This window comes from Micromonospora sp. NBC_00362 (assembly GCF_026342155.1).
GTDB classification, from domain to species: domain Bacteria; phylum Actinomycetota; class Actinomycetes; order Mycobacteriales; family Micromonosporaceae; genus Micromonospora; species Micromonospora hortensis.
Genome location: NZ_JAPENH010000001.1, coordinates 3,983,316 through 4,004,313, shown reverse-complemented (window position 1 = coordinate 4,004,313; position 20,998 = coordinate 3,983,316). Strand labels below are relative to the sequence as shown.

At 70.9% G+C, this 20,998-nt stretch carries 19 protein-coding genes; 16 read left to right on the top strand and 3 right to left on the bottom strand.

Translation table 11 applies throughout. The features are described from left to right. Nucleotides 1-2: 2 nt before the first annotated feature. The 5 genes from OG992_RS18225 (at nucleotide 3) to OG992_RS18205 (ending at nucleotide 4,189) form a co-directional block, all read left to right on the top strand. Nucleotides 3-932 carry an aldose 1-epimerase family protein gene (locus OG992_RS18225; protein ID WP_266303824.1) on the top strand — a complete coding sequence of 310 codons (930 nt, stop codon included), beginning with the start codon at nucleotides 3-5 and terminating at the stop codon, nucleotides 930-932. Next, complete coding sequence (locus OG992_RS18220) at nucleotides 932-1,534, top strand: nitroreductase family protein (RefSeq protein WP_091395235.1); 603 nt, start codon at nucleotides 932-934, stop codon at nucleotides 1,532-1,534. Before OG992_RS18225 ends, OG992_RS18220 begins: the two co-directional genes overlap by 1 nt. Nucleotides 1,535-1,721: 187 nt before the next feature. After that, nucleotides 1,722-2,027, top strand: coding sequence for a type II toxin-antitoxin system VapB family antitoxin (locus OG992_RS18215; RefSeq protein ID WP_030329612.1), 306 nt, complete (start codon nucleotides 1,722-1,724; stop codon nucleotides 2,025-2,027). Between the two features lie 44 nt (nucleotides 2,028-2,071). Further along, nucleotides 2,072-3,235, top strand: coding sequence for an acyl-CoA dehydrogenase family protein (locus OG992_RS18210; RefSeq protein ID WP_238683799.1), 1,164 nt, complete (start codon nucleotides 2,072-2,074; stop codon nucleotides 3,233-3,235). A 99-nt stretch (nucleotides 3,236-3,334) separates the two neighbouring features. Beyond that, nucleotides 3,335-4,189, top strand: a complete 855-nt coding sequence (locus OG992_RS18205) for a DUF4230 domain-containing protein (RefSeq protein WP_238683798.1) — start codon at nucleotides 3,335-3,337, stop codon at nucleotides 4,187-4,189. A gap of 194 nt (nucleotides 4,190-4,383) precedes the next feature. Here the strand turns inward: OG992_RS18205 and OG992_RS18200 are convergent, their stop codons facing one another. Then, a complete protein-coding gene (locus OG992_RS18200; protein WP_030486383.1) occupies nucleotides 4,384-4,593 on the bottom strand; it encodes a PspC domain-containing protein in 210 nt (69 codons plus the stop codon). A gap of 374 nt (nucleotides 4,594-4,967) precedes the next feature. On the opposite strand from OG992_RS18200, the gene OG992_RS18195 reads away from it, so the two are divergent. The 10 genes from OG992_RS18195 (at nucleotide 4,968) to OG992_RS18150 (ending at nucleotide 18,543) form a co-directional block, all read left to right on the top strand. Then, nucleotides 4,968-6,338, top strand: a complete 1,371-nt coding sequence (locus OG992_RS18195) for an L-serine ammonia-lyase (protein ID WP_238683797.1) — start codon at nucleotides 4,968-4,970, stop codon at nucleotides 6,336-6,338. A gap of 72 nt (nucleotides 6,339-6,410) precedes the next feature. Then, a complete protein-coding gene (locus tag OG992_RS18190; protein ID WP_238683796.1) occupies nucleotides 6,411-7,238 on the top strand; it encodes an ABC transporter permease in 828 nt (275 codons plus the stop codon). 1 nt (nucleotide 7,239) lies between these two features. Next, the gene (locus OG992_RS18185) at nucleotides 7,240-7,986 is read left to right on the top strand and encodes an ABC transporter ATP-binding protein (protein WP_238683795.1); all 747 of its coding nucleotides are present in this window, start codon (nucleotides 7,240-7,242) and stop codon (nucleotides 7,984-7,986) included. A gap of 41 nt (nucleotides 7,987-8,027) precedes the next feature. Continuing rightward, nucleotides 8,028-10,043, top strand: coding sequence for a DUF5941 domain-containing protein (locus tag OG992_RS18180; RefSeq protein ID WP_266305228.1), 2,016 nt, complete (start codon nucleotides 8,028-8,030; stop codon nucleotides 10,041-10,043). Between the two features lie 14 nt (nucleotides 10,044-10,057). After that, nucleotides 10,058-12,268, top strand: a complete 2,211-nt coding sequence (locus OG992_RS18175; protein ID WP_266303823.1) for a bifunctional glycosyltransferase family 2 protein/CDP-glycerol:glycerophosphate glycerophosphotransferase — start codon at nucleotides 10,058-10,060, stop codon at nucleotides 12,266-12,268. 126 nt (nucleotides 12,269-12,394) lie between these two features. Continuing rightward, nucleotides 12,395-13,693 (top strand): ABC transporter ATP-binding protein, encoded by a 1,299-nt coding sequence (locus tag OG992_RS18170; RefSeq protein ID WP_238683793.1) that lies wholly within the window; start codon nucleotides 12,395-12,397, stop codon nucleotides 13,691-13,693. A 93-nt stretch (nucleotides 13,694-13,786) separates the two neighbouring features. Continuing rightward, entirely contained in the window at nucleotides 13,787-14,785 is a 999-nt protein-coding gene (locus OG992_RS18165; protein WP_238683792.1) for a hypothetical protein, read from the top strand. A 61-nt stretch (nucleotides 14,786-14,846) separates the two neighbouring features. Then, a complete protein-coding gene (locus OG992_RS18160; protein ID WP_238683791.1) occupies nucleotides 14,847-15,311 on the top strand; it encodes a DUF4442 domain-containing protein in 465 nt (154 codons plus the stop codon). Nucleotides 15,312-15,370: 59 nt separating this feature from the next. Further along, complete coding sequence (locus OG992_RS18155; protein WP_266303822.1) at nucleotides 15,371-16,174, top strand: HAD family phosphatase; 804 nt, start codon at nucleotides 15,371-15,373, stop codon at nucleotides 16,172-16,174. Continuing rightward, nucleotides 16,171-18,543, top strand: coding sequence for a glycoside hydrolase family 65 protein (locus OG992_RS18150; RefSeq protein ID WP_238683789.1), 2,373 nt, complete (start codon nucleotides 16,171-16,173; stop codon nucleotides 18,541-18,543). The genes OG992_RS18155 and OG992_RS18150 overlap by 4 nt, the downstream gene beginning before the upstream one ends. Nucleotides 18,544-18,675: 132 nt before the next feature. Here OG992_RS18150 and OG992_RS18145 read toward each other — a convergent pair whose 3' ends face one another. After that, nucleotides 18,676-18,870: a hypothetical protein gene (locus OG992_RS18145; RefSeq protein ID WP_091395197.1), complete on the bottom strand. Its 195-nt coding sequence runs from the start codon at nucleotides 18,868-18,870 to the stop codon at nucleotides 18,676-18,678. Between the two features lie 190 nt (nucleotides 18,871-19,060). Here OG992_RS18145 and OG992_RS18140 point away from each other — a divergent pair, with 190 nt between their 5' ends. Further along, complete coding sequence (locus OG992_RS18140) at nucleotides 19,061-19,711, top strand: dienelactone hydrolase family protein (RefSeq protein ID WP_266303821.1); 651 nt, start codon at nucleotides 19,061-19,063, stop codon at nucleotides 19,709-19,711. Here OG992_RS18140 and OG992_RS18135 read toward each other — a convergent pair whose 3' ends face one another. Continuing rightward, nucleotides 19,712-20,812 (bottom strand): AI-2E family transporter, encoded by a 1,101-nt coding sequence (locus OG992_RS18135; RefSeq protein WP_266303820.1) that lies wholly within the window; start codon nucleotides 20,810-20,812, stop codon nucleotides 19,712-19,714. Nucleotides 20,813-20,998: the final 186 nt, after the last annotated feature.

The window sequence follows — 20,998 nt, the reverse complement described above, 5'->3', positions numbered from 1 at the left end:
GCATGGAAAGCCCCGATCCGCGCCCGTTCTCCGGCGCCCAGTGGACCATCTCCGCCGCCGGCCACGAGGCCGTCATCGTGGAGGTCGGCGGTGGGCTCCGGACGTACCGGCACGACGGTGTCGACCTGCTCGACGGGTACCAGACCGACGAGGTCTGCCCCGGTTGCACAGGGCAGGTGCTGGCGCCCTGGCCGAACCGGATCCGCGATGGCCGCTACTCGTTCGACGGGCGGACGCACCAGCTTTCGCTGACCGAGCCGGAGCGGCACGTTGCCATCCACGGGCTGGTCAACTGGGTGCCGTGGCAGTTGCTGGAGCAGTCGGCGGACGCCGTGACGGTCGGCTACGACCTGCCGCCGCAGCCCGGCTACCCGTGGCCGCTGCGGCTGCGCAGCCGGTGGAGCGTCGACGCGGACGGGCTGCGCGCCGAGCACGAGGTGACGAACATCGGCGGGGAGTTGGCCCCGTTCGGCTTCTCCGTGCACCCGTACCTGCAACTGCCGGGCGTCGCTGTGGACGACCTGGTGCTGCGGCTGCCCACCCGGAGCCGGGTGCTGGTGGACGGTCGGCTGCTGCCGGTGGGGGTGACCCCGGTGGCCGGCACCGAGTACGACTGGACCAGCCCTCGCCGCATTGGTGCGGCCGTGCTGGACTCCTGTTTCGGCGACGTGATCTCCGACGCCGACGGCGGTTCGTCGGTGAGCCTCGCCGCGCCGGACGGTTCGGCCGCTGTGAGCATCTGGGCGGACGCCGAGTTCGGCTGGTGGCAGGTGTTCACCGGGGACGCCCTCACCGGCGAGCGGCACCGCCGCTCGGTGGCGGTCGAGCCGATGACCTGCCCGCCGGACGCGTTCCGGTCGGGCAAGGACCTGCTCACCCTCAAGCCCGGCACCACCTGGCGAGGTGCCTGGGGCATCCGCCCCGGCGCCTGATGGAGTTCGCCGAGGTCGTCCGCCGACGGCGGATGGTGCGTAACTACGACCCGGACCGCCCGGTCCCGCCCGACGTGGTGGACCGGTTGCTCGACCACGCGGTCCGCGCGCCGTCGGCCGGCTTCGCCCAGGGCTGGGGTTTCCTGGTGTTGGAGGAGCTGGCCGACCGGGATCGGTTCTGGGCCGCCACCACCCCCGATGGCGGTGGGCGGGAGCGCTGGCTCGCGGGCATGCGCCGGGCACCCCTGATCGTGGTGCCGCACGCCAACGAGTCGGCCTACCTGCGGCGGTACGCGGAGCCGGACAAGGGCTGGACGGATCAGTCAACGGACCGCTGGCCGGTGCCGTACTGGCACGTGGACGCCGGATTCGCGGCGTTGCTGATGCTACTCACCGCTGTGGACGAGGGGCTCGGGGCGTGCTTCTTCGGGATTCCGCCGCAGCGGCTCGCCGCCTACCGGGACGCGTTCGGCGTGCCGGCGGAGTACCAACCCATCGGAGCCGTCACAATCGGTTACCGCGCGGCTGACCATCGGTCACCATCGTTGCGCCGTGGACGCCGTCCGATGGACGAGGTCGTGCGACGAGGCCGGTGGAACTGACGCGGACGTCCCGTTCGTCCGGTTGAGGATCGGACGAGCGATAGCGAAACTGACATCAGGGAGCAGAACGTAGCGTGCGCTGGGCCGCTAGGCTGGCACGGTCATCGGTGCCGCGCCGCGCGGTGCCCGCCGCGGCCCGGCTCGGCGCCGTCGGTCGGCCCGGCCACGGGGAGGGGAGCGTGCCGTCGTGATCTTCAGAGCGGTCCGGGACGGGCGTCCCTATCCGGAGCACAATCTGACGCTCAAGCAGTGGGCGGAGATCCCGCCGAGGCCACTGCGCCTGGATCAGATGATCACCACCAAGCGCGAGTTGGCGCTGGACAAGCTCCTCGCCGAGGATTCCACCTTCTACGGTGACCTCTTTCCGCACGTCGTGCAGTGGAACGGCGGGCTCTACCTGGAGGACGGGCTGCACCGGGCGCTGCGCGCAGCCCTCCAGCAGCGCAACCAGATCCACGCGCGGGTGCTGGTGCTCTCCGAGCCGATCGAGTGACGAGCCCTTCTTTCCCGAGCTGAACCTTCGTTAGGGTGGCGTCCATGACCGCTGCGCTGGACCTGCTCGACCTGGACCCGTCGCTCAGCGAGGAGGAGCGGCAGATCCGCGACGTCGTCCGCCAACTCGTCGACGACCGGGTGCGACCCCACGTCGCCGACTGGTACGAGGACGGCACGGTGCCCGCCCGGGAGTTGGCCCGCGAGTTCGGCAAGCTCGGCCTGCTCGGCATGCACCTGACCGGCTACGGCTGCGCCGGCGCCTCCGCTGTCGCCTACGGGCTGGCCTGCCAGGAGTTGGAAGCCGGCGACTCCGGCCTCCGCTCCCTGGTCTCGGTGCAGGGATCGCTCGCCATGTACGCCATCTGGCGCTACGGCAGCGAGGAGCAGAAGCAACGGTGGCTGCCGTCGATGGCCACCGGTGAGGCGATCGGCTGCTTCGGTCTGACCGAGCCGGATCACGGCTCCGACCCCGCCTCGATGGCCACCCGGGCCCGCCGCGACGGCGACGACTGGGTGCTCACCGGCGGGAAGATGTGGATCACCAACGCCCCGATCGCGGACGTCGCGGTGATCTGGGCGCGCACCGACGAGGGCGTACGGGGTTTCGCCGTACCCATGGACACCCCCGGCGTCACGGCCCGGGAGATCCGCCGCAAGATGTCGCTGCGCGCGTCGGTGACCGGCGAGATCGTGCTCGACGACGTCCGGCTCCCGGCCGACGCCCAACTGCCCGAGGCGGTCGGGCTGAAGGCGCCGCTGAGCTGCCTCACCGAGGCCCGCTACGGCATCGTCTGGGGCGCGGTCGGCGCGGCCCGCGACTGCCTGGAAACCACACTGGCGTACGCGGGCACCCGCACCCAGTTCGGTCGCCCCCTGGCCGGCTTTCAGCTCACCCAGGCCAAGCTCGCCGACATGGCCGTCGAGTTGGTGAAGGGGCAACTGCTCGCGCTGCACCTGGGCCGGCTCGCCGACGCCCGGCGGCTGCGGCCCGAGCAGGTCAGCGTGGGCAAGCTGAACAACGTGCGGGAGGCGCTGGCCATCGCCCGGCAGTGCCGCACCATCCTCGGTGCCAACGGCGTCTCCGGTGAGTACCCGGTGATGCGGCACGCCAACAACCTGGAGAGCGTGCTGACCTACGAGGGCACCTCCGAGATCCACCAACTGGTCATCGGGCAGCGGCTCACTGGGCTCTCCGCGTTCGCCTGACCTGCCCTTTTGTCGCTTCCTGGCGCTCGCCGCGCGACTGTCGTATCGGGGCCGTACCGTCATTGACAGACGACTTGTCTGACGAGGACGGTGAGCGTGATGGCCCGCGACGCTGGCAGCAACGAGCCCACGAGAGAGTTCCCCGGTTACCCGACCGGTGACGATCTCAAGGCGCGGTCGACCGCGACACCCGAGTGGACCGCTGATGCGCCGGGTGGTCCCGGCGAGCCGGCCGGTCCCGCTGGCCCCGGTGGGCCTGGAGGTCCCGGTGGTCCGACGAGCGGTGGCGATGGCCCCGTCGGTGGCGGTGGCGGTGGGGCGGCCCGAGGCCTGCTCCTGCTGCTCGGCGCCGCCGCGCTGGCCGTTGTCGCGCTGCTCGGCATTCAGGCGACCGGGATCCTGCCGGAGTTCCGCAACCCGTTCGCCAAGGAGCAGACCGACCGCAGTCAGCCACCGCTGCTGAAGTCGATCCAGGACCTCAGCCGCTACGTGGCAGCGGAAGGCAACTTCCAGGTAGTGGTCGACACGCAGAACGACCGGCGCAACGTTCCGGACTTCCTGCTCAACGAGCGCACCCTGTTCGTCGGGGCCGGCAGCATCGAGGCGTACGTCGACTTCACCAAGATCGGTGAGGGTGCCGTCGTCCAGTCCGCCGACGGCAAGTCCGTCGAGATCAAGCTGCCCGCGCCGCAGCTCGGTGAGACAAACCTCGACATGGAGAAGAGCTACGTCTTCGCCGAGCAGCGCGGTCTGCTCAACCGACTCGGTGACCTGGTCGGCAACGACCCCAACCGGCAGCAGCAGGTCTACCAGCTCGCCGAGGAGCGGATCACCGCCGCCGCCCGGGACAGCGGGCTCTCGGCCCGAGCCGAGGAGAACACCCGCAAGATGCTGGAGGGGCTGCTCCGCTCCCTCGGCTACCAGCAGATCACTGTCACCTACATAGCCCCCTGACCTGCGTCCCGTACGCCGAAGCGCCCGCACCGACTTCCGTCGGAGCGGGCGCTTCCGTGTGGGGGCCTGCGGCCCCGATCCGCTGCCGGGCCTGAGATGCCAGGACCGCCGCGACACGAGCAATCTTGGACAGTTCCCGCCCTGCTGACGGAAACCGTCCAAGTTCTGCGCTTACGTCAGGTGCGGCGGGCGGGTCAGTGGCCGGTGGAGGCGAGGTAGCGGTCCTCGTTCGGCATCAGCACCCACAGGATCAGGTAGACGATCACCTGCGTGCCGGGCAGCAGCAGCGACAGCAGGAACAGCAGCCGGACCATTCCGGCCGACATGCCGAACCTCCGTCCGAGGCCGGCGCAGACACCGGCGATCATGCGCCCCTCGCGGGGCCGGACCAGTTTGCGACTCATCGTCGTACTCCCACTCTGCGGCGGTGCGCCGCGTCTGCAATCCACGGTAGAAAGGGATGGCCACCTCGCCCTCAGTCCCGAGGAGGAGCGGCAACCAGTGGACCCGTAGGTGCTTTACCCGGGCAGCCCCCCGCTGACGCCTCCCCGCAGCGCCCCGCCCACCGCGGGGCGGCGCCGGGCGGGAGACGGTGATCGGGTGTTCACGTCCCGGACCGGGTGGGCGGTGAGCTGGGCGGGTAGGCTGGCTGATCGGCCTTCCACACCCCGGAGGGCCGGCACCCCATACCCCGGACGGTCACGAGCGGGGCCGCCAGATCGGCGGTCACGACCCGGCCGGGTCCCGTACGCCGGGACGACGGCGAGGAAGCGCAGCCATGATCAGTGTTTTCGACCTCTTCAGCGTCGGTATCGGGCCGTCCAGCTCACACACTGTGGGGCCGATGCGGGCCGCGCGGACGTTCGTCGGCGGGCTGAAGGCCGACGGGCTGCTCAGCGACACGGCGCGGGTGCAGGCCGAGCTGTTCGGCTCACTGGGTGCCACCGGGCACGGCCACGGCAGCGGTCCGGCGGTGCTGCTCGGGCTGGCCGGCGAGTCGCCGGAGACTGTCGACACGGACACCGTCGGGCCTCGGGTCGAGCGGATCCGGGCCGAGCGGCGGATCAACATCCTCGACGCGCACGAGATCGACTTTGACCCGGATCGGGACCTGACGCTGCACCGCCGCCGGTCGTTGCCGTACCACCCGAACGGGATGACCTTCGTGGCGTACGACCGGTCCGGCGCCGTGCTGCGCAGCCGCACCTACTACTCCGTCGGTGGCGGGTTCGTGGTGGACGAGGCGGCGGCCGGGGCGGACCGGATCAAGCCGGACAGCACAGCGGTGCGGTACCCCTTCCTGACCGGGGCGCAACTCCTCGACGTCACCACCCGCACCGGGCTGTCGATCAGCGAGGTGATGCTGGCCAACGAGCGCTCCTGGCGCAGCGAGGCGGACATCCGGGCCGGTCTGCTGGAGATCTGGCGGGTGATGCAGGAGTGCGTGCAGCGCGGCTGCGAGCGGGACGGCGTACTCCCTGGGGGGTTGAAGGTTCGGCGGCGCGCGGCGGAGCTGCGGCGCGGCCTGGAGGCGGAGGCCGGTTCGGCCGACCCGCTGCACGTGATGGACTGGGTGACCCTGTTCGCGCTCGCTGTCAACGAGGAGAACGCCGCGGGCGGCCGGGTGGTCACCGCGCCGACCAACGGCGCGGCCGGGATCATTCCGGCGGTGCTGCACTACTACACCCGGTTCGTGCCGGACGCCGATGACGAGGGTGTGGTGCGGTTCCTGCTGACGGCGGGGGCGATCGGTGTGTTGTTCAAGGAGAACGCGTCGATCTCGGGCGCCGAGGTGGGCTGCCAGGGTGAGGTCGGTTCGGCGTGCTCGATGGCGGCGGCGGGGCTGGCCGAGGCGCTCGGTGGCACCCCTGAGCAGGTGGAGAACGCGGCCGAGATCGGGATGGAGCACAACCTCGGGTTGACCTGTGACCCGGTGGGTGGCCTGGTGCAGATCCCCTGCATCGAGCGGAACGCGGTGGCTAGCATCAAGGCGATCACGGCCGCCCGGCTGGCGCTGCGCGGCGACGGGGTGCACAAGGTGTCGCTGGACAAGGTCATCAAGACCATGCGGGAGACGGGCGCCGACATGAAGGTCAAGTACAAGGAGACGGCGCGTGGCGGTTTGGCCGTCAACGTGATCGAGTGCTGAGTCCGGTCGATTCGGGGCAATCGTTCACCGACTGCTAACCTGTCGTCCGTTTCAGGAGGCGGGAGGCTCGCGGTGACCTCTGGCGTCGCGGCGTTGTGGTCGCACCGCAACTCGCTGCGCATCCTGGTCAGGCGGGATCTCGCGGTCAAGTACCAGCAGTCGGTGCTGGGTTACTTCTGGTCGTTGATCGAGCCGCTCGGCATGGGCGCCATCTACTGGTTCGTCTTCGGGGTGCTCTACTCCTCCGACACCGGTCGGCACCTCGGTGAGGCGGCCGCGTCGTACCCGTTGTTCCTGATCACCGGCATCTTCGCCTGGATGTGGACCAGCTCGGCGCTGAGCGAGGCGACGAACGCGCTGACCGGCCAGTCGCGGCTGATCACCACGATGAACGTGCCGCGCCAGGTCTTTCCGATCGGCCGGGTCACCGGCCGGTTCGCCGAGTACGCGGCCGGTCTGCCGATCCTGATCGCCATCGCGGTGATCTACGCGGTGCACGGTCGGATCCACACCGGTTGGTCGCTGCTCTCCCTGCCGCTGGCGGTGGCCGTCCAGGCCGTCCTGTTGACCGGGCTCGCCCTGCTGCTGTCCGCGTGGAACGTGCTGATGCGCGACGTGGAACGGCTGATGCGGCTGATCATCCGGGTGCTGTTCTACGCCACGCCGATCATCTATCCGCTCAGCCTGGTTCGGGAGTCGGGGCTGCCCGGCTGGTTGAAGGTGGTGTACGAGCTGAACCCGCTGGTCGGGATCTTCCAGCTGCACCACGCGATCTGGTATCCGGACGAGTTTCCGGACGCTCGGCTGCTCACCACCACGATCGTCGGCAGCGTGCTGGTGCTGGCCGCCGGTTGGTGGTCGTTCCGCCGGTTGGAGCCCGCCGTGCTCAAGGAGCTCTGAGGTGGCCGCGCCGATCATCGAGGCCGACGGCCTGGGCATTCGGTTCGTCCGCAACCGTCGCCGCCAGCTACGGCTACGGGAGTTGTTCATCCACCGGGGCGCCCGTGGCGCGTTGCCCGGCCAGTTCTGGCCGTTGCGGGACGTGTCGTTCACCATCGAGCCCGGCGAGACGGTCGGCGTGATCGGGCGCAACGGCACGGGCAAGAGCACACTGCTGCGGCTGATCGCCGGGGTGCTCATCCCCGATGAGGGCGGCATCCGGGTGCACGGCGCGGTGGCGCCGTTGCTGGAGTTGTCCGCCGGTTTCTCCAACGACCTGACCGGGCGGGAGAACCTGCACCTGGTCGGTGGGCTGCACGGACTGTCGACGAGCTACCTGAAGCGGCACTTCGACGAGATCGTCGAGTTCGCCGGTGAGCAGGTGGAACGGGCCATCGACACGTCGGTGCGGCACTACTCGTCGGGGATGAAGGTGCGGCTGGGCTTCGCGATCATCTCGCACCTGCCGCACCCGATCCTGCTGATGGACGAGGTGACCGCGGTCGGGGACGCGGAGTTCCGCAAGAAGTGTTACGCGACTATTGATCGTCTGCTCGGGGAGGGGCGCACGCTGGTGCTGGTGTCACACAACGAAAAGGACCTGACCCGGTTCTGCCGTCGGGGGTTGTACCTCGACGCGGGCCGGTTGACGCTCGACGGCACCATCGCCGAGGCGCTCGACGCGTACCACGCCGCGGTTCCGCGGTGACGCTCGCGATCGTGCTCGCCGCCGGGGCACCCGCGGCGGGCCTGACCACGGCGACCGGTGAGCCGCTGGCCGACCGGCTGGCCGCCCAGTTGCGCCTGGCCGGGGCGGACGAGGTGCGCTTCGCCGCCAACCTCGACGAGCTGTCCGACCTGGTCACCAGGGCGACCGGCCCGGTGCTGATCACCGGCACGGACCTGGTCGCGCACACCGCCGTACTGCGGCACCTGGCCACCAGCCCGGTGGGCCCCACTGTGGCGCTGGTCCTCGGCGACCCGCCGGTGCCCGGTCGGACCGCAGTGCGCGAGGAGCGCGGCCAGGTGGTCGACGCCGGCGCGTTGGACGCCCTCGACGGGGCCGCCACCGGCGTGTTCGGCGGCGCGCTGCGGGTCGGCGTGGACGACCTGCCGAACCTCGCGGCCGCCGCCCGTGCCGCCGCGTCCGGGATGCTTCCCGTCGCCGCCCCGATCGGCCCGGCCGGCGACGTGGCGCCGCTGCCGGCGACCGGCGGAACCGGCTCCGGAGGGTCGGTAGCGGCCGGTGGCCCCGGGTCCGCCGTGGACCGGATCTTCGCGGGTCTCGCGGCGCTCGGCACCCTGATCTTCGCCCAGCGGGTACGCCTGCTCGTCGCCCACCGGGTCGAGGACCAGGCCGGGCTGACCGCTGCCGAGGCGGCGGTGACCGCTGTCGACGAGGACCGGGCCGAGCTGCGGCTGTCGGTGAAGGAGAAGGACGACTTCTTCTCCACCTACTTCGTCAGCACCTGGTCGCCGTACGTGGTCCGGCTCTCGGCCCGGCTCCGGCTCACCCCGACCGGGGTGACGGTGATCTCGGTGCTGTTCGCGTTGGGCGCGGCGGTGCTGTTCGGGGTCGGTGGGCGGCCCGCGCTGGTCGGTGGCGCGGTGCTGCTCTACCTGGGCTTCGTGCTGGACTGCGTCGACGGCCAGCTGGCCCGCTACACCCGGCACTTCAGCGCCTGGGGTGGTTGGCTGGACACGATGGCGGACCGGGCCAAGGAGTACCTGGTCTACGCCGGGCTGGGCTTCGGGGTGAGCCACGCCGGGCTGGGCAACGGGTGGGCGCTCGCGATCGCCGCGATGACGTTGCAGACCGTCCGGCACATGACCGACACCTGGTACGGGGTGCTGCACGACGAGGCGGCGCGTCGGCCGCGTACGGCGACGAACGCCGGCGGCGGGATCGGTGACCGGCTCAACGCGGCGTCGACCCGGGTGCAGGCGGACACCGGCTCGCTGTCGTACTGGCTGAAGCGGACAGTGGTCTTCCCGATCGGTGAGCGGTGGGCGTTGATCGCGCTGACAGTGGCGCTGTTCAACCCGCTGGTCAGCCTGATCGCCGTGCTGGTCTGGGGGGTGCTGGCGTTCGCGTACACCGGGGCGCTGCGGACGCTGCGGGCCCGCTGGATGTGGGTGCCCGTGCTGGACACTGTCGACGCCACCCTGCACCGCGACGACGGGCCGCTGGCCCGCTGGTTGCCTGTGGTCCGCCCGATGGGGCCGCTGACCCTGGCGGTGATCGCCGCGCTCGGCCCGGCGGTGCTGCTGGTCGGGGCGCTGCTCAGCGACGCGCCCGAGGGGCTGCGTTGGGCGGTGCCGGTGGCGCTGCTGGTGTTGCTGGTCGGGGGGCTGGGCGCCGGGGCGGCGCACAACGGTCCGCTGGACTGGCTGGTGCCCGCCGCGTTGCGGGCCGCCGAGTACCTGTTCGCCATCGCGGTCGGGGTGGTCGGCGAGGCGCCCGGCTGGCTGATCTTCGGGTACGTCTTCGTGCTCACCGTGCACCACTACGACCTGACCGCCCGGCTGGAGAAGCGACAGGTGGCACCGCCCCTGCACGCGGCGACGCTGGGCTGGGAGGGGCGCTCGGTGCTGCTGGCCCTCGCGGCGATCGCCGGTATTGCGGGTATCGGACTGGCTACACTCGGTGCGTACCTTCTCGTGGTTTTCGTGGTGAGCGTCGTCCTGGCCTGGTTCGTGCGACCGGCCCGTAGCGCGCGGGCGTCGGTGGCGCCGGCGGGCGCTGGAGGTGCCGCGCCGCGCTGACGGAGGGCGGCCGGATGACTCTGATCAGCTTCGTGGTGCCGGCCTTCCGGGTGCAGGGATACCTGCGGGAATGCCTGGACTCCATCCTCGGTCAGCCGGAGACCGACATCGAGGTGATCGCCGTCGACGACTGCTCGCCGGACGCCAGCGGCGACATCATCGACGAGTACGCGGCCCGCGACCAGCGGGTGCACTCGGTCCGGCTGTCGGAGAACGTCGGCCTCGGTCCGGCCCGGAACATCGGGCTGGACCGGGCCGTCGGCGAGTACGTGTGGTTCCTCGACGGCGACGACTGGCTGGCTCCGGAGTGCCTGACCGAGGTCGCCGAACGGTTGCGGGTCACTCGCCCGGACGTCCTGCTGGTCGACCACGTGCGCACCCACTGGAACGACACCGCCACCCGCAGCGCGATGGCCGAGGTGTTTCCGGAGTCGCCGGGCCCGGGCACCTTCCGCCTGCGGGACCGGCCGCAGGCGATGCACCTGCTGCACACCGCGTGGAACCGGCTGGTCCGTCGGGAGTTCCTCGCCGACCTGGGGCTTCGCTTCGCGCCCGGCTGGTACGAGGACGTCTCGTTCAGTTACCCGGTGCTGATGGCAGCGCACCGGATCGGCGTACTGGACCTGGTCTGCGTCAACTACCGCCAACGCCGCGCCGGCGCGATCACCCGGACCCGGGGTGACCGGCACTTCGAGGTCTTCCCGCAGTGGCACCGCGTCTTCCACCTGATGGATTCGTGGGGGTCGGCGACGGAGGCCCTGCGGCCGGCGGTCTTCGAACGGATGATCTGGCACTACCTGACAGTGCTCGGCAACGGTCAGCGGATCGCGCCGGAGCTGCGGGAGGCGTTCTTCGCGCAGATCACCGCCGACTACGAGCGTTGGCTGCCGGCCGGCGGCTACCCGGTACCGGACGGGGTCGAGGGGATCAAGCACAAGCTGGTCGCCACCGGCCGGTGGCGCACCTTCAGCGCGTTGCGGGCCGCCAGCCGGGCCCGCGACGCCGCCCGTCGGCGGGCCCGCACCGCGCGCCGCACTGTCGGCCCGGTCGCCCGGCGCGGTGCCCGGCTGACCCGGGACGGGCTGCTGCGCGAGTACTACCGGGCTGAGTTGCGGCGGCCGGTCGACCCGACGCTCGCGGTGTACGCGGCGTACTGGTACCGGGGTTACTCCTGCAACCCGGCGGCCATCTACGAGGTCGCCCGCCGGTTGGCGCCGGGGGTGCGCGGGGTGTGGGTGGTCCGCCGGGACCGGGTGGACACCGTGCCGGCCGGAGTGGAGTACGTGGTGGCCGGCACGCCGGCGTACTACCGGGTGCTCGCCCGCGCCCGGTGGCTGGTCAACAACGTCAACTTTCCGGACTTCGTCCGTAAGCGGCCGGGACAGGTGCACGTGCAGACCCACCACGGCACGCCGGTCAAGGTGATGGGGTTGGATCAGCAGCGCTACCCGATCGGCGCGGGCCGGATGGACTTCGCCGGGCTGCTGCGCCGGGTGGACCGCTGGGACTACAGCGTCAGCGCCAACAGCTTCTCCACCCAGATGTGGGACCGGGCGTACCCGGCCACGTACACCACGCTGGAGGTGGGGTACCCGCGCAACGACCGCCTGGTCACGGCCAGCCTGGACGAGGTGCGCCGACTCCGTGCGACGTTCGGCCTCGACCCCGACGAGCAGGTCGTCCTGTACGCCCCGACGCACCGTGAGCACCTGCCCGGCTACCGGCCGCCGTTCGACCCGGACCGGTTCGTCCAGGCGCTGGGTGACTCCGGCCGGTTGCTGATGCGCAGCCACTACTTCCACGACCGTGATCGACGTCCCGGCCAGCCGAGGGACTGGGAGAGGGTTCGTGACGTCAGCGGCCATCAACGGGTGGAGGATCTCTACCTGGTGGCGGATGTGCTGGTCACCGACTACTCGTCGGCCATGTTCGACTATGCGGTGTTGGACCGGCCGATAGTGCTCTACACCCCGGACTGGGAGGCGTACCGGCTGGCCCGGGGTGTCTACTTCGACGTCACCGCCGAACCGCCGGGCGCGGTGGCCTCCACTTTCGCCGATCTGCTCGACCTGTTCCGTACCGACGGTGTGCGCTCGGACGCGGCGACCAAGGCCCGCGAGCATTTCCGGGCCCGGTTCTGCACGTTGGACGACGGCCGGGCGGCGGAGCGGGTGGTGCGGCAGGTGTTCCTCGGGGAGCCGGGCGAGCGGTCCACGCGCTGCTGATCGCGGCTTCTGTCGTGTAATAGCAGTGTCATCGATCGAACATGAGACGTTTACCCGATGTCACAAACCCATGATCCTGGTCACAGTCTTGTGGGGTTCGGTCGACGCGCGCTGGGGGGGAAGACGGTGAGCACCGTCACGCTCAAGGATGTGACCAAGGTTTTCCGAGATGGCACGCTGGCCGTCGACAGCATCAACCTGGATGTGAACGACGGCGAGTTCATGGTGCTGCTTGGGCCGTCCGGGTGCGGCAAGTCGACAGTGCTACGAATGATCGCCGGGTTGGAGGAGCCGACCACCGGCGCGGTCATGCTCGACGGGGAGGTGGCGAACGACCTGCCCCCACGGGACCGCAGGATCGCCATGGTCTTCCAGGACTTCGCCCTCTACCCGCACATGAGCGTTGGCGACAACATCGCGTTTCCGCTGCGGCTGGCCGGGGTCGAGCCCGAGCCGCGGGGCGAACGGGTCAGCGACGTGGCGAGCGCGCTGGGCATCGGTGACGTGCTGGCCCGCAAGCCAGGTCAGCTCTCCGGCGGGCAGCGGCAGCGGGTGGCGATGGGGCGCGCGATCGTCCGCCGGCCCGGCCTGTTCCTGATGGACGAGCCGTTGTCCAACCTGGACAGCGGCCTGCGGGCCGAGTTGCGTGCGGAGATCTCCGGCCTGACCCGCGAGCTGGGCGTCACCACTGTCTACGTCACGCACGACCAGGCCGAGGCGCTCACCATGGCCGACCGGGTGGCCATCATGCGCCGTGGCGTGCTCCAGGACGTGGGCACACCGACCCAGGTGTACGGCCGGCCGGCGACTCTCTACGTGGCGGCGTTCCTGGGTAGCCCACGGATGAACCTGCTGGAGGCGTCGGTCTACGTCCATCTCGACCGGTACGTCACGCTCAACCTCGGTGACCAGTCGCTCTACCTGCCCTGGAACGACATCCGCAGTCGGGCGGTGGCGCACTACCACGGTGAGCGGATCGTGGTCGGCATGCGGGCCGAGGCGCTCACTCCGGTCGCACCGGACAGCCCCGGCGACGTGCTGCGTGGGCGGATCCGCTACCTGGAGCACCACGGGCACGAGTCGTTGGCGTTCCTCGACATCGGCGCGACAGCGATCGTTGTCGACGAGATGGGTGCCCCCCTCGAACCGCCGCCGGTCGGCCAGCGCGGCCTGCGCCGCTTCGGCTCGGTGATGCAGCGACTCACCGGCAAGCCGGTGGACGCGCAGGAGGCCCCGCCCAGTGGCGTCCAGACCAGCGTGCTCCCCGATCCGGGCCGGCACCACCGCCGCCCGGCGGAGTTGGCGGTGCGGCTGGCGCCGTACCCGGCGGTCAGCGCCGGTCACCCGCTCGCCGTCTCGGTACGGATGGACGCGCTGCACTTCTTCGACGAGCGCGGTGACCGGATCGACGTGGGTTGGCGCTGACGACGTACCCGGACGGGGTGGCGGGCCCGCCACCCCGTGCCCTACCGTCTGCCCACCAGTCCACTGTGAAAGACCACCGAGAGGGGTGCACCCGTGTCGGGTGACCGTCCCAGCCCGCTCGTCATCGAGCGCATCCTGCGGGATCGCGAGAGCATCTGGCAGCAGATCGTGGCCGAGCGTGACCTCAACGCCCTCACCGGGCGGATGCTGACCAGCTCCGCCATCGCGTTGGCCTGCTACGGGGCGGTGCTGGGCTTCTTCCACAGCCCGCTGATGGCGCTGACCTCGGCGCTGAAGCTGCCGTTGCTGTTCCTGGTCACCCTGGTCATCTGCCTGCCCACGCTCTACCTCTTCAACCTGGTCTTCGGCGCCCGGCTCTCGGTGCGGCAGTCGTTGGCGCTGGTGATGGTGGCGATCACTGTCACCTCGATGCTCGCTGTGGCGTTCGCGCCGATCAGCCTCTTCTTCCTGATCACGGCCAACGACTACGGTTTCTTCAAGCTGCTCAACGTGTCGATCCTGACCCTGTCGGCGCTGGTCGGGTTGCGCTTCCTGACCAGCGGGATGCAGGTGCTCAACGACAACGGGCTGCTCGCGCCCGAGGCCGCCAAGGTCACTGTCGACGAGCGGGCCAGCGCCCCGGCGCCGGTCCAGGCCGTGCCCGCCGCGGTGCCCGCCGGGCCGTCTCCGGCCGCCGGTCAGAGCGCCGAGCCGGTCGCCGTGCCGGCCGGGGCCGCAGTGGCCGAGTCGACAGCGAACGGTGCCGTGACCACCGCGACGGCTCCGGCCCAGGTTCCGACGCAGTGGGCCGGTCAGCCGGCGGGTGCCTCGTTCCCGCCCGGCATGCTGCCGCCCGGCTACGTGGCGCAACGCCCGTGGGACGGCCGTACGGCCCGACGCGGTGAGCCGACGCAGCGGCCGGCCAGCATGACCCTGCTCTACATCTGGATCCTGCTCTTCGGTTTTGTCGGCACCCAACTGGCGTGGACGTTGCGGCCGTTCTTTGGCGACCCGGGGCAGGATTTCTCCTTCTTCCGCAGCATCGACGGCAACTTCTATGCGGAGATCCTGCGCATCATCGGCAACCTCTGACCGCGCCCTGACGGCGAAGTCGCTGGTTGCCGGCCTGGTTACCGGTTAGTAACGTCAGGCCATGACTATCGACTCCCGCCAGGTGGCGGCCGGCATGCTGGAAGCGGTGCCGTTCGCTCGTACGCTCGGTATCGAGTTCGTCGAGGTGGCACCCGAGGCGGAGGGCGGCGTGCGGGCAGTCGTCCGGCTGCCCGACTCGCCGGCCACCCACAACCACATCGGGGGCCCGCACGCCGGCGCCATGTTCACCCTCGGCGAGACGGCCTCCGGCGCGGTGGTGCTGGCCGCCTTCGGGCAGCTGCTCGACCGGGCCGTGCCGTTGGCCGTCCGGGCCGAGATCGCCTACCGGAAGCTCGCCATGGGCCCGGTGCTGGCCACCGCGCGCCTCGGCCGGCCGGTGGCCGAGGTTGCCGAGGAGCTGGCCGCCGGTCAGCGCCCGGAATTCCCCGTCGCGGTCCAGATCGCCACCGAGGACGGCAAGCCGACCTCGGAGATGACGGTGATCTGGACGCTGCGACCGAACTGAAACGCCTCAGGGAGGCCGAAACGGGTTTGCGGGCCCAGCGGGGTGGATAGATTCGAACCGTGCTGGGCCTACCTGCTCACGTGACCGCCTGTCTCTTCGATCTGGACGGTGTGCTGACGCAGACCGCCCGCGTACACAACGCCGCCTGGACGCAGACGTTCGACGAGTTTCTCCGCCAGCGCTCCACCGTCTCCGGCGAACCGTTCCAACCGTTCGATCCGGGACCGGACTACAACCGCTATGTCGACGGCCGCCCCCGGGCCGACGGCGTCCGGTCGTTCCTCGCCTCCCGCGGCATCGTGCTGCCCGAGGGTGGCCCGGACGACCCGCCGGAGGCGGAGACCGTCAACGGCCTGGGCAACCGCAAGAACGTCCTGCTGCTGCACCGTCTGCGTACCGACGGCGTCGAGGTCTACCCGGGATCGGTGCGGTATCTGAAGGCGGCCACCGCCGCGGGCCTCCGCCGAGCCGTGGTCACCGCCAGCGCGAACGGGGGTGAGGTGGTGGCCGTCGCCGGGTTCGAGCCGTTGCTGGAGGCTCGGGTGGACGGGCTGGTCGCCCGTGCGCAGGGGCAGCGCGGCAAACCACACCCCGACACGTTCCTCGCCGGGGCCAGGCTGCTCGGCGTCGACCCGACGCGGGCCGCCGTCTTCGAGGACGCGCTCTCCGGGGTGGCCGCCGGCCGCGCCGGTGGCTTCGGCTACGTGGTCGGCGTCGACCGGGTCGGGCAGGCCGACGAGTTGCTCGCCCACGGCGCCGACATCGTGGTGACGGACCTCGCCGACCTCCTCGACCGCGAGGACCCACCGGCGCCGCATCGCGCCGCGACCGACCCGATCGCCACCGAACGAGGCTCCGGATGATTCGGGAGCGCGCCTATCCGGTAGAGCCGTGGCACGTCCGGGAGACCCGACTGGACATGGACGTGCTGGCCCAGTCGGAGTCGGTCTTCGCGCTCTCCAACGGGCACGTCGGCCTGCGGGGCAACCTCGACGAGGGCGAACCGCACGGCCTGCCCGGCACCTACCTCAACTCGTTCTACGAACTGCGTCCGTTGCCGTACGCGGAGGCGGGCTACGGCTTCCCCGAGTCCGGGCAGACCATCGTCAACGTCACGAACGGCAAACTGATCCGGCTGCTGGTAGACGACGAACCACTCGACGTGCGGTACGGCGAGCTGATCGCCCATGAGCGGATACTCGACCTGCGGGCCGGCACGCTGCACCGGGAGCTGCACTGGCGCTCGCCCGCCGGCCGGGAGGTAAAGGTCCGCAGCACCCGTCTCGTCTCGTTCACCCAGCGGTCCGTGGCCGCCATCAGCTACGAGGTGGAGGCCGTCGACGGCCCGTTGCGGCTGATCGTGCAGTCCGAGTTGGTGGCGAACGAGTCGCTGCCCGCGCAGAGCAAGGACCCGCGGGTCGCGGCGGTGCTGGAGTCGCCGCTGCAGGCCGAGGAGGAGCTGACCACCCCCGACGGCGGCCAGCTGATCCACCGCACGAAGGTCTCCGGTCTGCGGGTCGCCTCGGCCATGGAGCACGAGGTGCACGGCCCGGACCACACCACCATCGAGTCCGAGGGCTACCAGGACTGGGTGCGTACCACCATCGCCTGCGTGCTCCAGCCCGGCGAGAAGCTGCGGGTGATCAAGTATCTGACGTACAGCTGGTCGAGTCGCCGGTCCCTGCCGGCGCTGCGCGACCAGGTCGGCGCGGCACTGGCCGGTGCCCGGCTCGACGGATGGGACGGGCTGCACCGGGAGCAGCGCAACTACCTCGACGCGTTCTGGGATGCCTCCGACGTGCTGGTCGAGGGCGACCCGGAGGTGCAGCAGGCGGTCCGGTTCGGGCTCTTCCACGTGTTGCAGGCCGGCGCGCGAGCCGAGCAGCGGCCGATCTCGGCAAAGGGACTGACCGGCCCCGGTTACGACGGTCACGCCTTCTGGGACACCGAGATGTTCGTCCTGCCGGTGCTCACGTACACCCAGCCGAGCGCGGTGCGCAGCGCGTTGCAGTGGCGACACAGCACGCTGGATTCGGCGCGGGAACGCGCCGAGACGCTCAACCTCCGAGGCGCGGCCTTCCCCTGGCGCACCATCGGCGGCCCGGAGTCATCCGGGTACTGGCCGGCCGGAACGGCAGCCTTCCACATCGCCGCCGACATCGCCGACGCCGTGCGCCGCTACGTGATGGTCACCGGGGACACCCAGTTGGAGCGGGAGATCGGGCTGGAGCTGCTGGTGGAGACCGCCCGGCTGTGGCGCTCGATCGGCCACCACGACCGGCACGGGCAGTTCCACATCGATGGAGTCACCGGCCCGGACGAGTACACCGCCGTGAAGAACGACAACGTCTACACCAACCTGATGGCACAGCGGAACCTGCTCGCCGCCGCCGACGTGGTCATGCGCTACCGGGACGAGGCGTTCCACCTCGGCGTCACCGACGAGGAGGCCGCGAGCTGGCGGGACGCCGCCACCTCCATGCACATCCCGTACGACGAGGAGCTCGAGGTCCACCAGCAGGTGGAGGGCTTCACCCGGCTCCAGGAATGGGACTTCACGCACACACCGGCGGAAAAGTACCCGTTGCTGCTGCACTACCCGTACTTCGAGCTGTACCGCAAGCAGGTGGTGAAGCAGGCCGACCTGGTCCTCGCCATGCACTGGCGGGGGGACGCCTTCACCCCTGAGGAGAAGGTGCGCAACTTCCTCTACTACGAGCGCCGCACCGTACGAGACTCGTCGTTGTCGGCGTGCACCCAGTCCGTGCTCGCCGCCGAGGTGGGCCACCCCGAACTCGCGCACACCTACCTGCGTGAGGCCGCGCTGATGGACCTGCACGACCTCAACGAGAACACCCGCGACGGCGTACACATGGCGTCGTTGGCCGGCGCGTGGCTCGCCCTGGTCAGCGGGTTCGGCGGTCTACGGGACCACGACGGCGAGCTGTCCTTCGCCCCCCGGCTCTCCAGCCGACTCAGCCGGTTGGAGTTCTCACTCCAGTGGCGGGGGTTGGCGCTGCGGGTGGACGTTCGGCCCCACCAGACGACGTACTCGCTGCGCCACGGCGGCCCGGACGACGTGGTGGAGTTGCGCCACCACGACCAGTTGCTGCGGGTGACCTGCGACGAGCCGGTGACCGTGCCGGTGCCACCGGCCGAACCGTCCGGCCCGCCGCCCGAGCAGCCACCGGGCCGGTCTCCGTTGCTGCGGCTGCCCGAACGCGAACAGTGACGGGCGGGACGGGAGTCTTCCCGCCCCGCCCGCCCGCGCTGTGAGTCAGACCGGCGCTCGCCGGTCCAGGTCGCTCAGACCGGCGCTCGCCGGCCCAGGTCGCTCAGACCGGCGCTCGCCGGCCCAGGTCGCTCAGACCGGCTCGCCGGTCGACGGACGCCCGATCGCGTCCCGGGGCGCCGCCGCCTTCGGGTCGTCGGGCAGCCGGGCCGAAGCGGCCTGGTCTCCGAAATCCTGGTCCCCGACGTCCTGGTTGCGCTCGGCGTCCTGTTCACGCTGGGTTCGCTCGGTCAGCTGCTGCTGCCGGGAAATCTGCTGCTTGGCCATGGCGATCCTCGCGATCCGTCGGGGCGCGGCTGCGCCGACACGGTCTGCGGTCGCTCGTCGCGTACCCGACGCCCCAGCGGGCAAACGCGGCACGGCTGCGGGCCCACGGCCCGGGGTGACGCCGTCGCGGCGTGCGTGCCCGGCGGCGGGCGGGGTACCCGGACAACCGGCGAGTACGCGGAGGTGAGGCATGGACGAACAGCGCAGCGTGACAATTCCGATCGGGGACGCTCAACTCCCCGCCGACCTGACGCTGCCCGCACAGCCGGTCGGCGTGGTGCTGTTCGCGCACGGCAGCGGCAGTTCCCGGCACAGCCCGCGCAACGTGGCGGTGGCCCGGACGTTGAACGGCCGCGGACTCGGCACGGTGCTGGCGGACCTGCTCACCCCTGCCGAGGACGAGGTGGACGCGCGAACAGCCGAACTGCGCTTCGACATCGGGCTGCTGGCCAGTCGGCTGGCCGGGATCGTCGACTGGCTGGCCGTCGAGCGTCCCGCCGGCGATGTGCCGATCGGTCTGTTCGGGGCCAGCACAGGTGCTGCCGCTGCCCTGGTCGCGGCGTCGTCCCGCGCCGATCGGGTGGCCGCGGTGGTCAGCCGGGGTGGTCGGCCGGACCTGGCCGGCAACGCGCTGGCCCAGGTGCGTACCCCCATGTTGCTCCTGGTCGGCGGGCTGGACGAAGAGGTGATCACGCTCAACGAGCGGGCGCTGGCCGAGTTGGGGCAGGTCGGCGAGCTACGGGTGATCCCCGGCGCCACCCATCTCTTCGAGGAGCCCGGCACCCTTGAGCAGGTCGCCGATCAGGCCGGCACCTGGTTCACCACGCACCTCGCTCGGTGATCATTGTGAGGGTAGGAGAGCCGAGGTCGAGCGGCGCTGCTGGACGGTGTCGATGACGCGCCAGAGGACAGCGGTGATCGGAACGCTGACAAAGGCGCCGGCGATGCCCGCGATCAGCGTGCCAGCGGTGACTGCCACCAGGATCACCGCCGGATGCAGTCGGACCTGCCGCTTCATCACCAGCGGCTCCAGCAGGTTGCCCTCGATCTGCTGCACGGCGATCACCGCCGCGAGGGTGAGTAGCGCTGTGGTGGGACCGTTCGCGGCCAGCGCCACCAGCACCGCCACCGCACCGGCCACCGTCGCCCCGATGATCGGCACGAACCCACCGAGAAACGTGATCAACGCAAGCGGCAGGGCGAGTGGCACCCGCAGCACCACGAGGGCCAGCCCGATGCCCAGCGCGTCGATCGCGGCGATGAACATGGTGCCCCGGCTGTACGCGCCCAACGTCCGCCAACCGGCCCGGCCGGCCTCGGCCAGCACGGGTTGGTTCGGGCCGGAGACCCGGGACAGCACCCAGTGCCACATCGACCGGCCGTCCTTGAGCAGGAAGAAGAGCAGCACCAGAGCCAGCAGCGCGGAGCCGAACACCTCGGTGGCGGTCCGGGCGCCGGCCACCGGGTCCGGAGAGCTGCCGCTGAGCCCTTCCCGGGCCTGGTCGACCAGCCGGTCCAGCTGTGCCTCGCTGACCGGCAGGGTGGACGTCACGAAGTCGCGGCTGCGTTCGACCCCCTGCGTCAACTCCTGGCTGAGCTGATCGAACTGGCTGGCGGTCAGGTTCCACACCAGGGCGCCGACGCCGACCAGGATGCCGAGCAGCAGCAGTACGGTGCAGAGCGCGGCCAGCGCCGCCGGCAGGCGCAACCGGCGCAGCAGCAGCAGGACCGGGTCGAGCAGCGCGGTGAGGAAGATGGTGGCGGCCAGCGCGATGGCCAGCGGCGCCAACAGGACGGCGATCCGGCCGAGCAGGTAGAGCCCCGCGGCGATCACCACCAGGCAGGCGCTCCACAACACAGCGGTCCGGACCAGCCACGGCAGCGCCGCCCAGGTCTGGCGCGGCCCGGGGCCGCCTGTCGGTCCGGGTTCCTCTGCGGCCATGTCGGTCCTCCTCGATGTCGACGAGGTCGGTACCCGGTCGGTAGTGCCCCGACACCCGAATCGCTGGCCGTCGCTCGCGCGGATCGTACGTCGGCCGGAATGACGTGGGTGGGTGTTCGCGAATCACGTCCGGAGCGGCGGCGTTTGCGTGGTCCGGCCGAGGGAACGCGAAGGGGACGGACCGGA

Coding starts and splice junctions, on each gene's coding strand:
- OG992_RS18210 (WP_238683799.1), top strand. CDS start 2,072: ATGACCGCTGCGCTGGACCTGCTCGACCTGGACCCGTCGCTCAGCGAG.
- OG992_RS18200 (WP_030486383.1), bottom strand. CDS start 4,593: ATGAGTCGCAAACTGGTCCGGCCCCGCGAGGGGCGCATGATCGCCGGT.
- OG992_RS18140 (WP_266303821.1), top strand. CDS start 19,061: ATGGACGAACAGCGCAGCGTGACAATTCCGATCGGGGACGCTCAACTC.
- OG992_RS18150 (WP_238683789.1), top strand. CDS start 16,171: ATGATTCGGGAGCGCGCCTATCCGGTAGAGCCGTGGCACGTCCGGGAG.
- OG992_RS18135 (WP_266303820.1), bottom strand. CDS start 20,812: ATGGCCGCAGAGGAACCCGGACCGACAGGCGGCCCCGGGCCGCGCCAG.
- OG992_RS18205 (WP_238683798.1), top strand. CDS start 3,335: ATGGCCCGCGACGCTGGCAGCAACGAGCCCACGAGAGAGTTCCCCGGT.
- OG992_RS18195 (WP_238683797.1), top strand. CDS start 4,968: ATGATCAGTGTTTTCGACCTCTTCAGCGTCGGTATCGGGCCGTCCAGC.
- OG992_RS18225 (WP_266303824.1), top strand. CDS start 3: ATGGAAAGCCCCGATCCGCGCCCGTTCTCCGGCGCCCAGTGGACCATC.
- OG992_RS18175 (WP_266303823.1), top strand. CDS start 10,058: ATGACTCTGATCAGCTTCGTGGTGCCGGCCTTCCGGGTGCAGGGATAC.
- OG992_RS18220 (WP_091395235.1), top strand. CDS start 932: ATGGAGTTCGCCGAGGTCGTCCGCCGACGGCGGATGGTGCGTAACTAC.
- OG992_RS18145 (WP_091395197.1), bottom strand. CDS start 18,870: ATGGCCAAGCAGCAGATTTCCCGGCAGCAGCAGCTGACCGAGCGAACC.
- OG992_RS18160 (WP_238683791.1), top strand. CDS start 14,847: ATGACTATCGACTCCCGCCAGGTGGCGGCCGGCATGCTGGAAGCGGTG.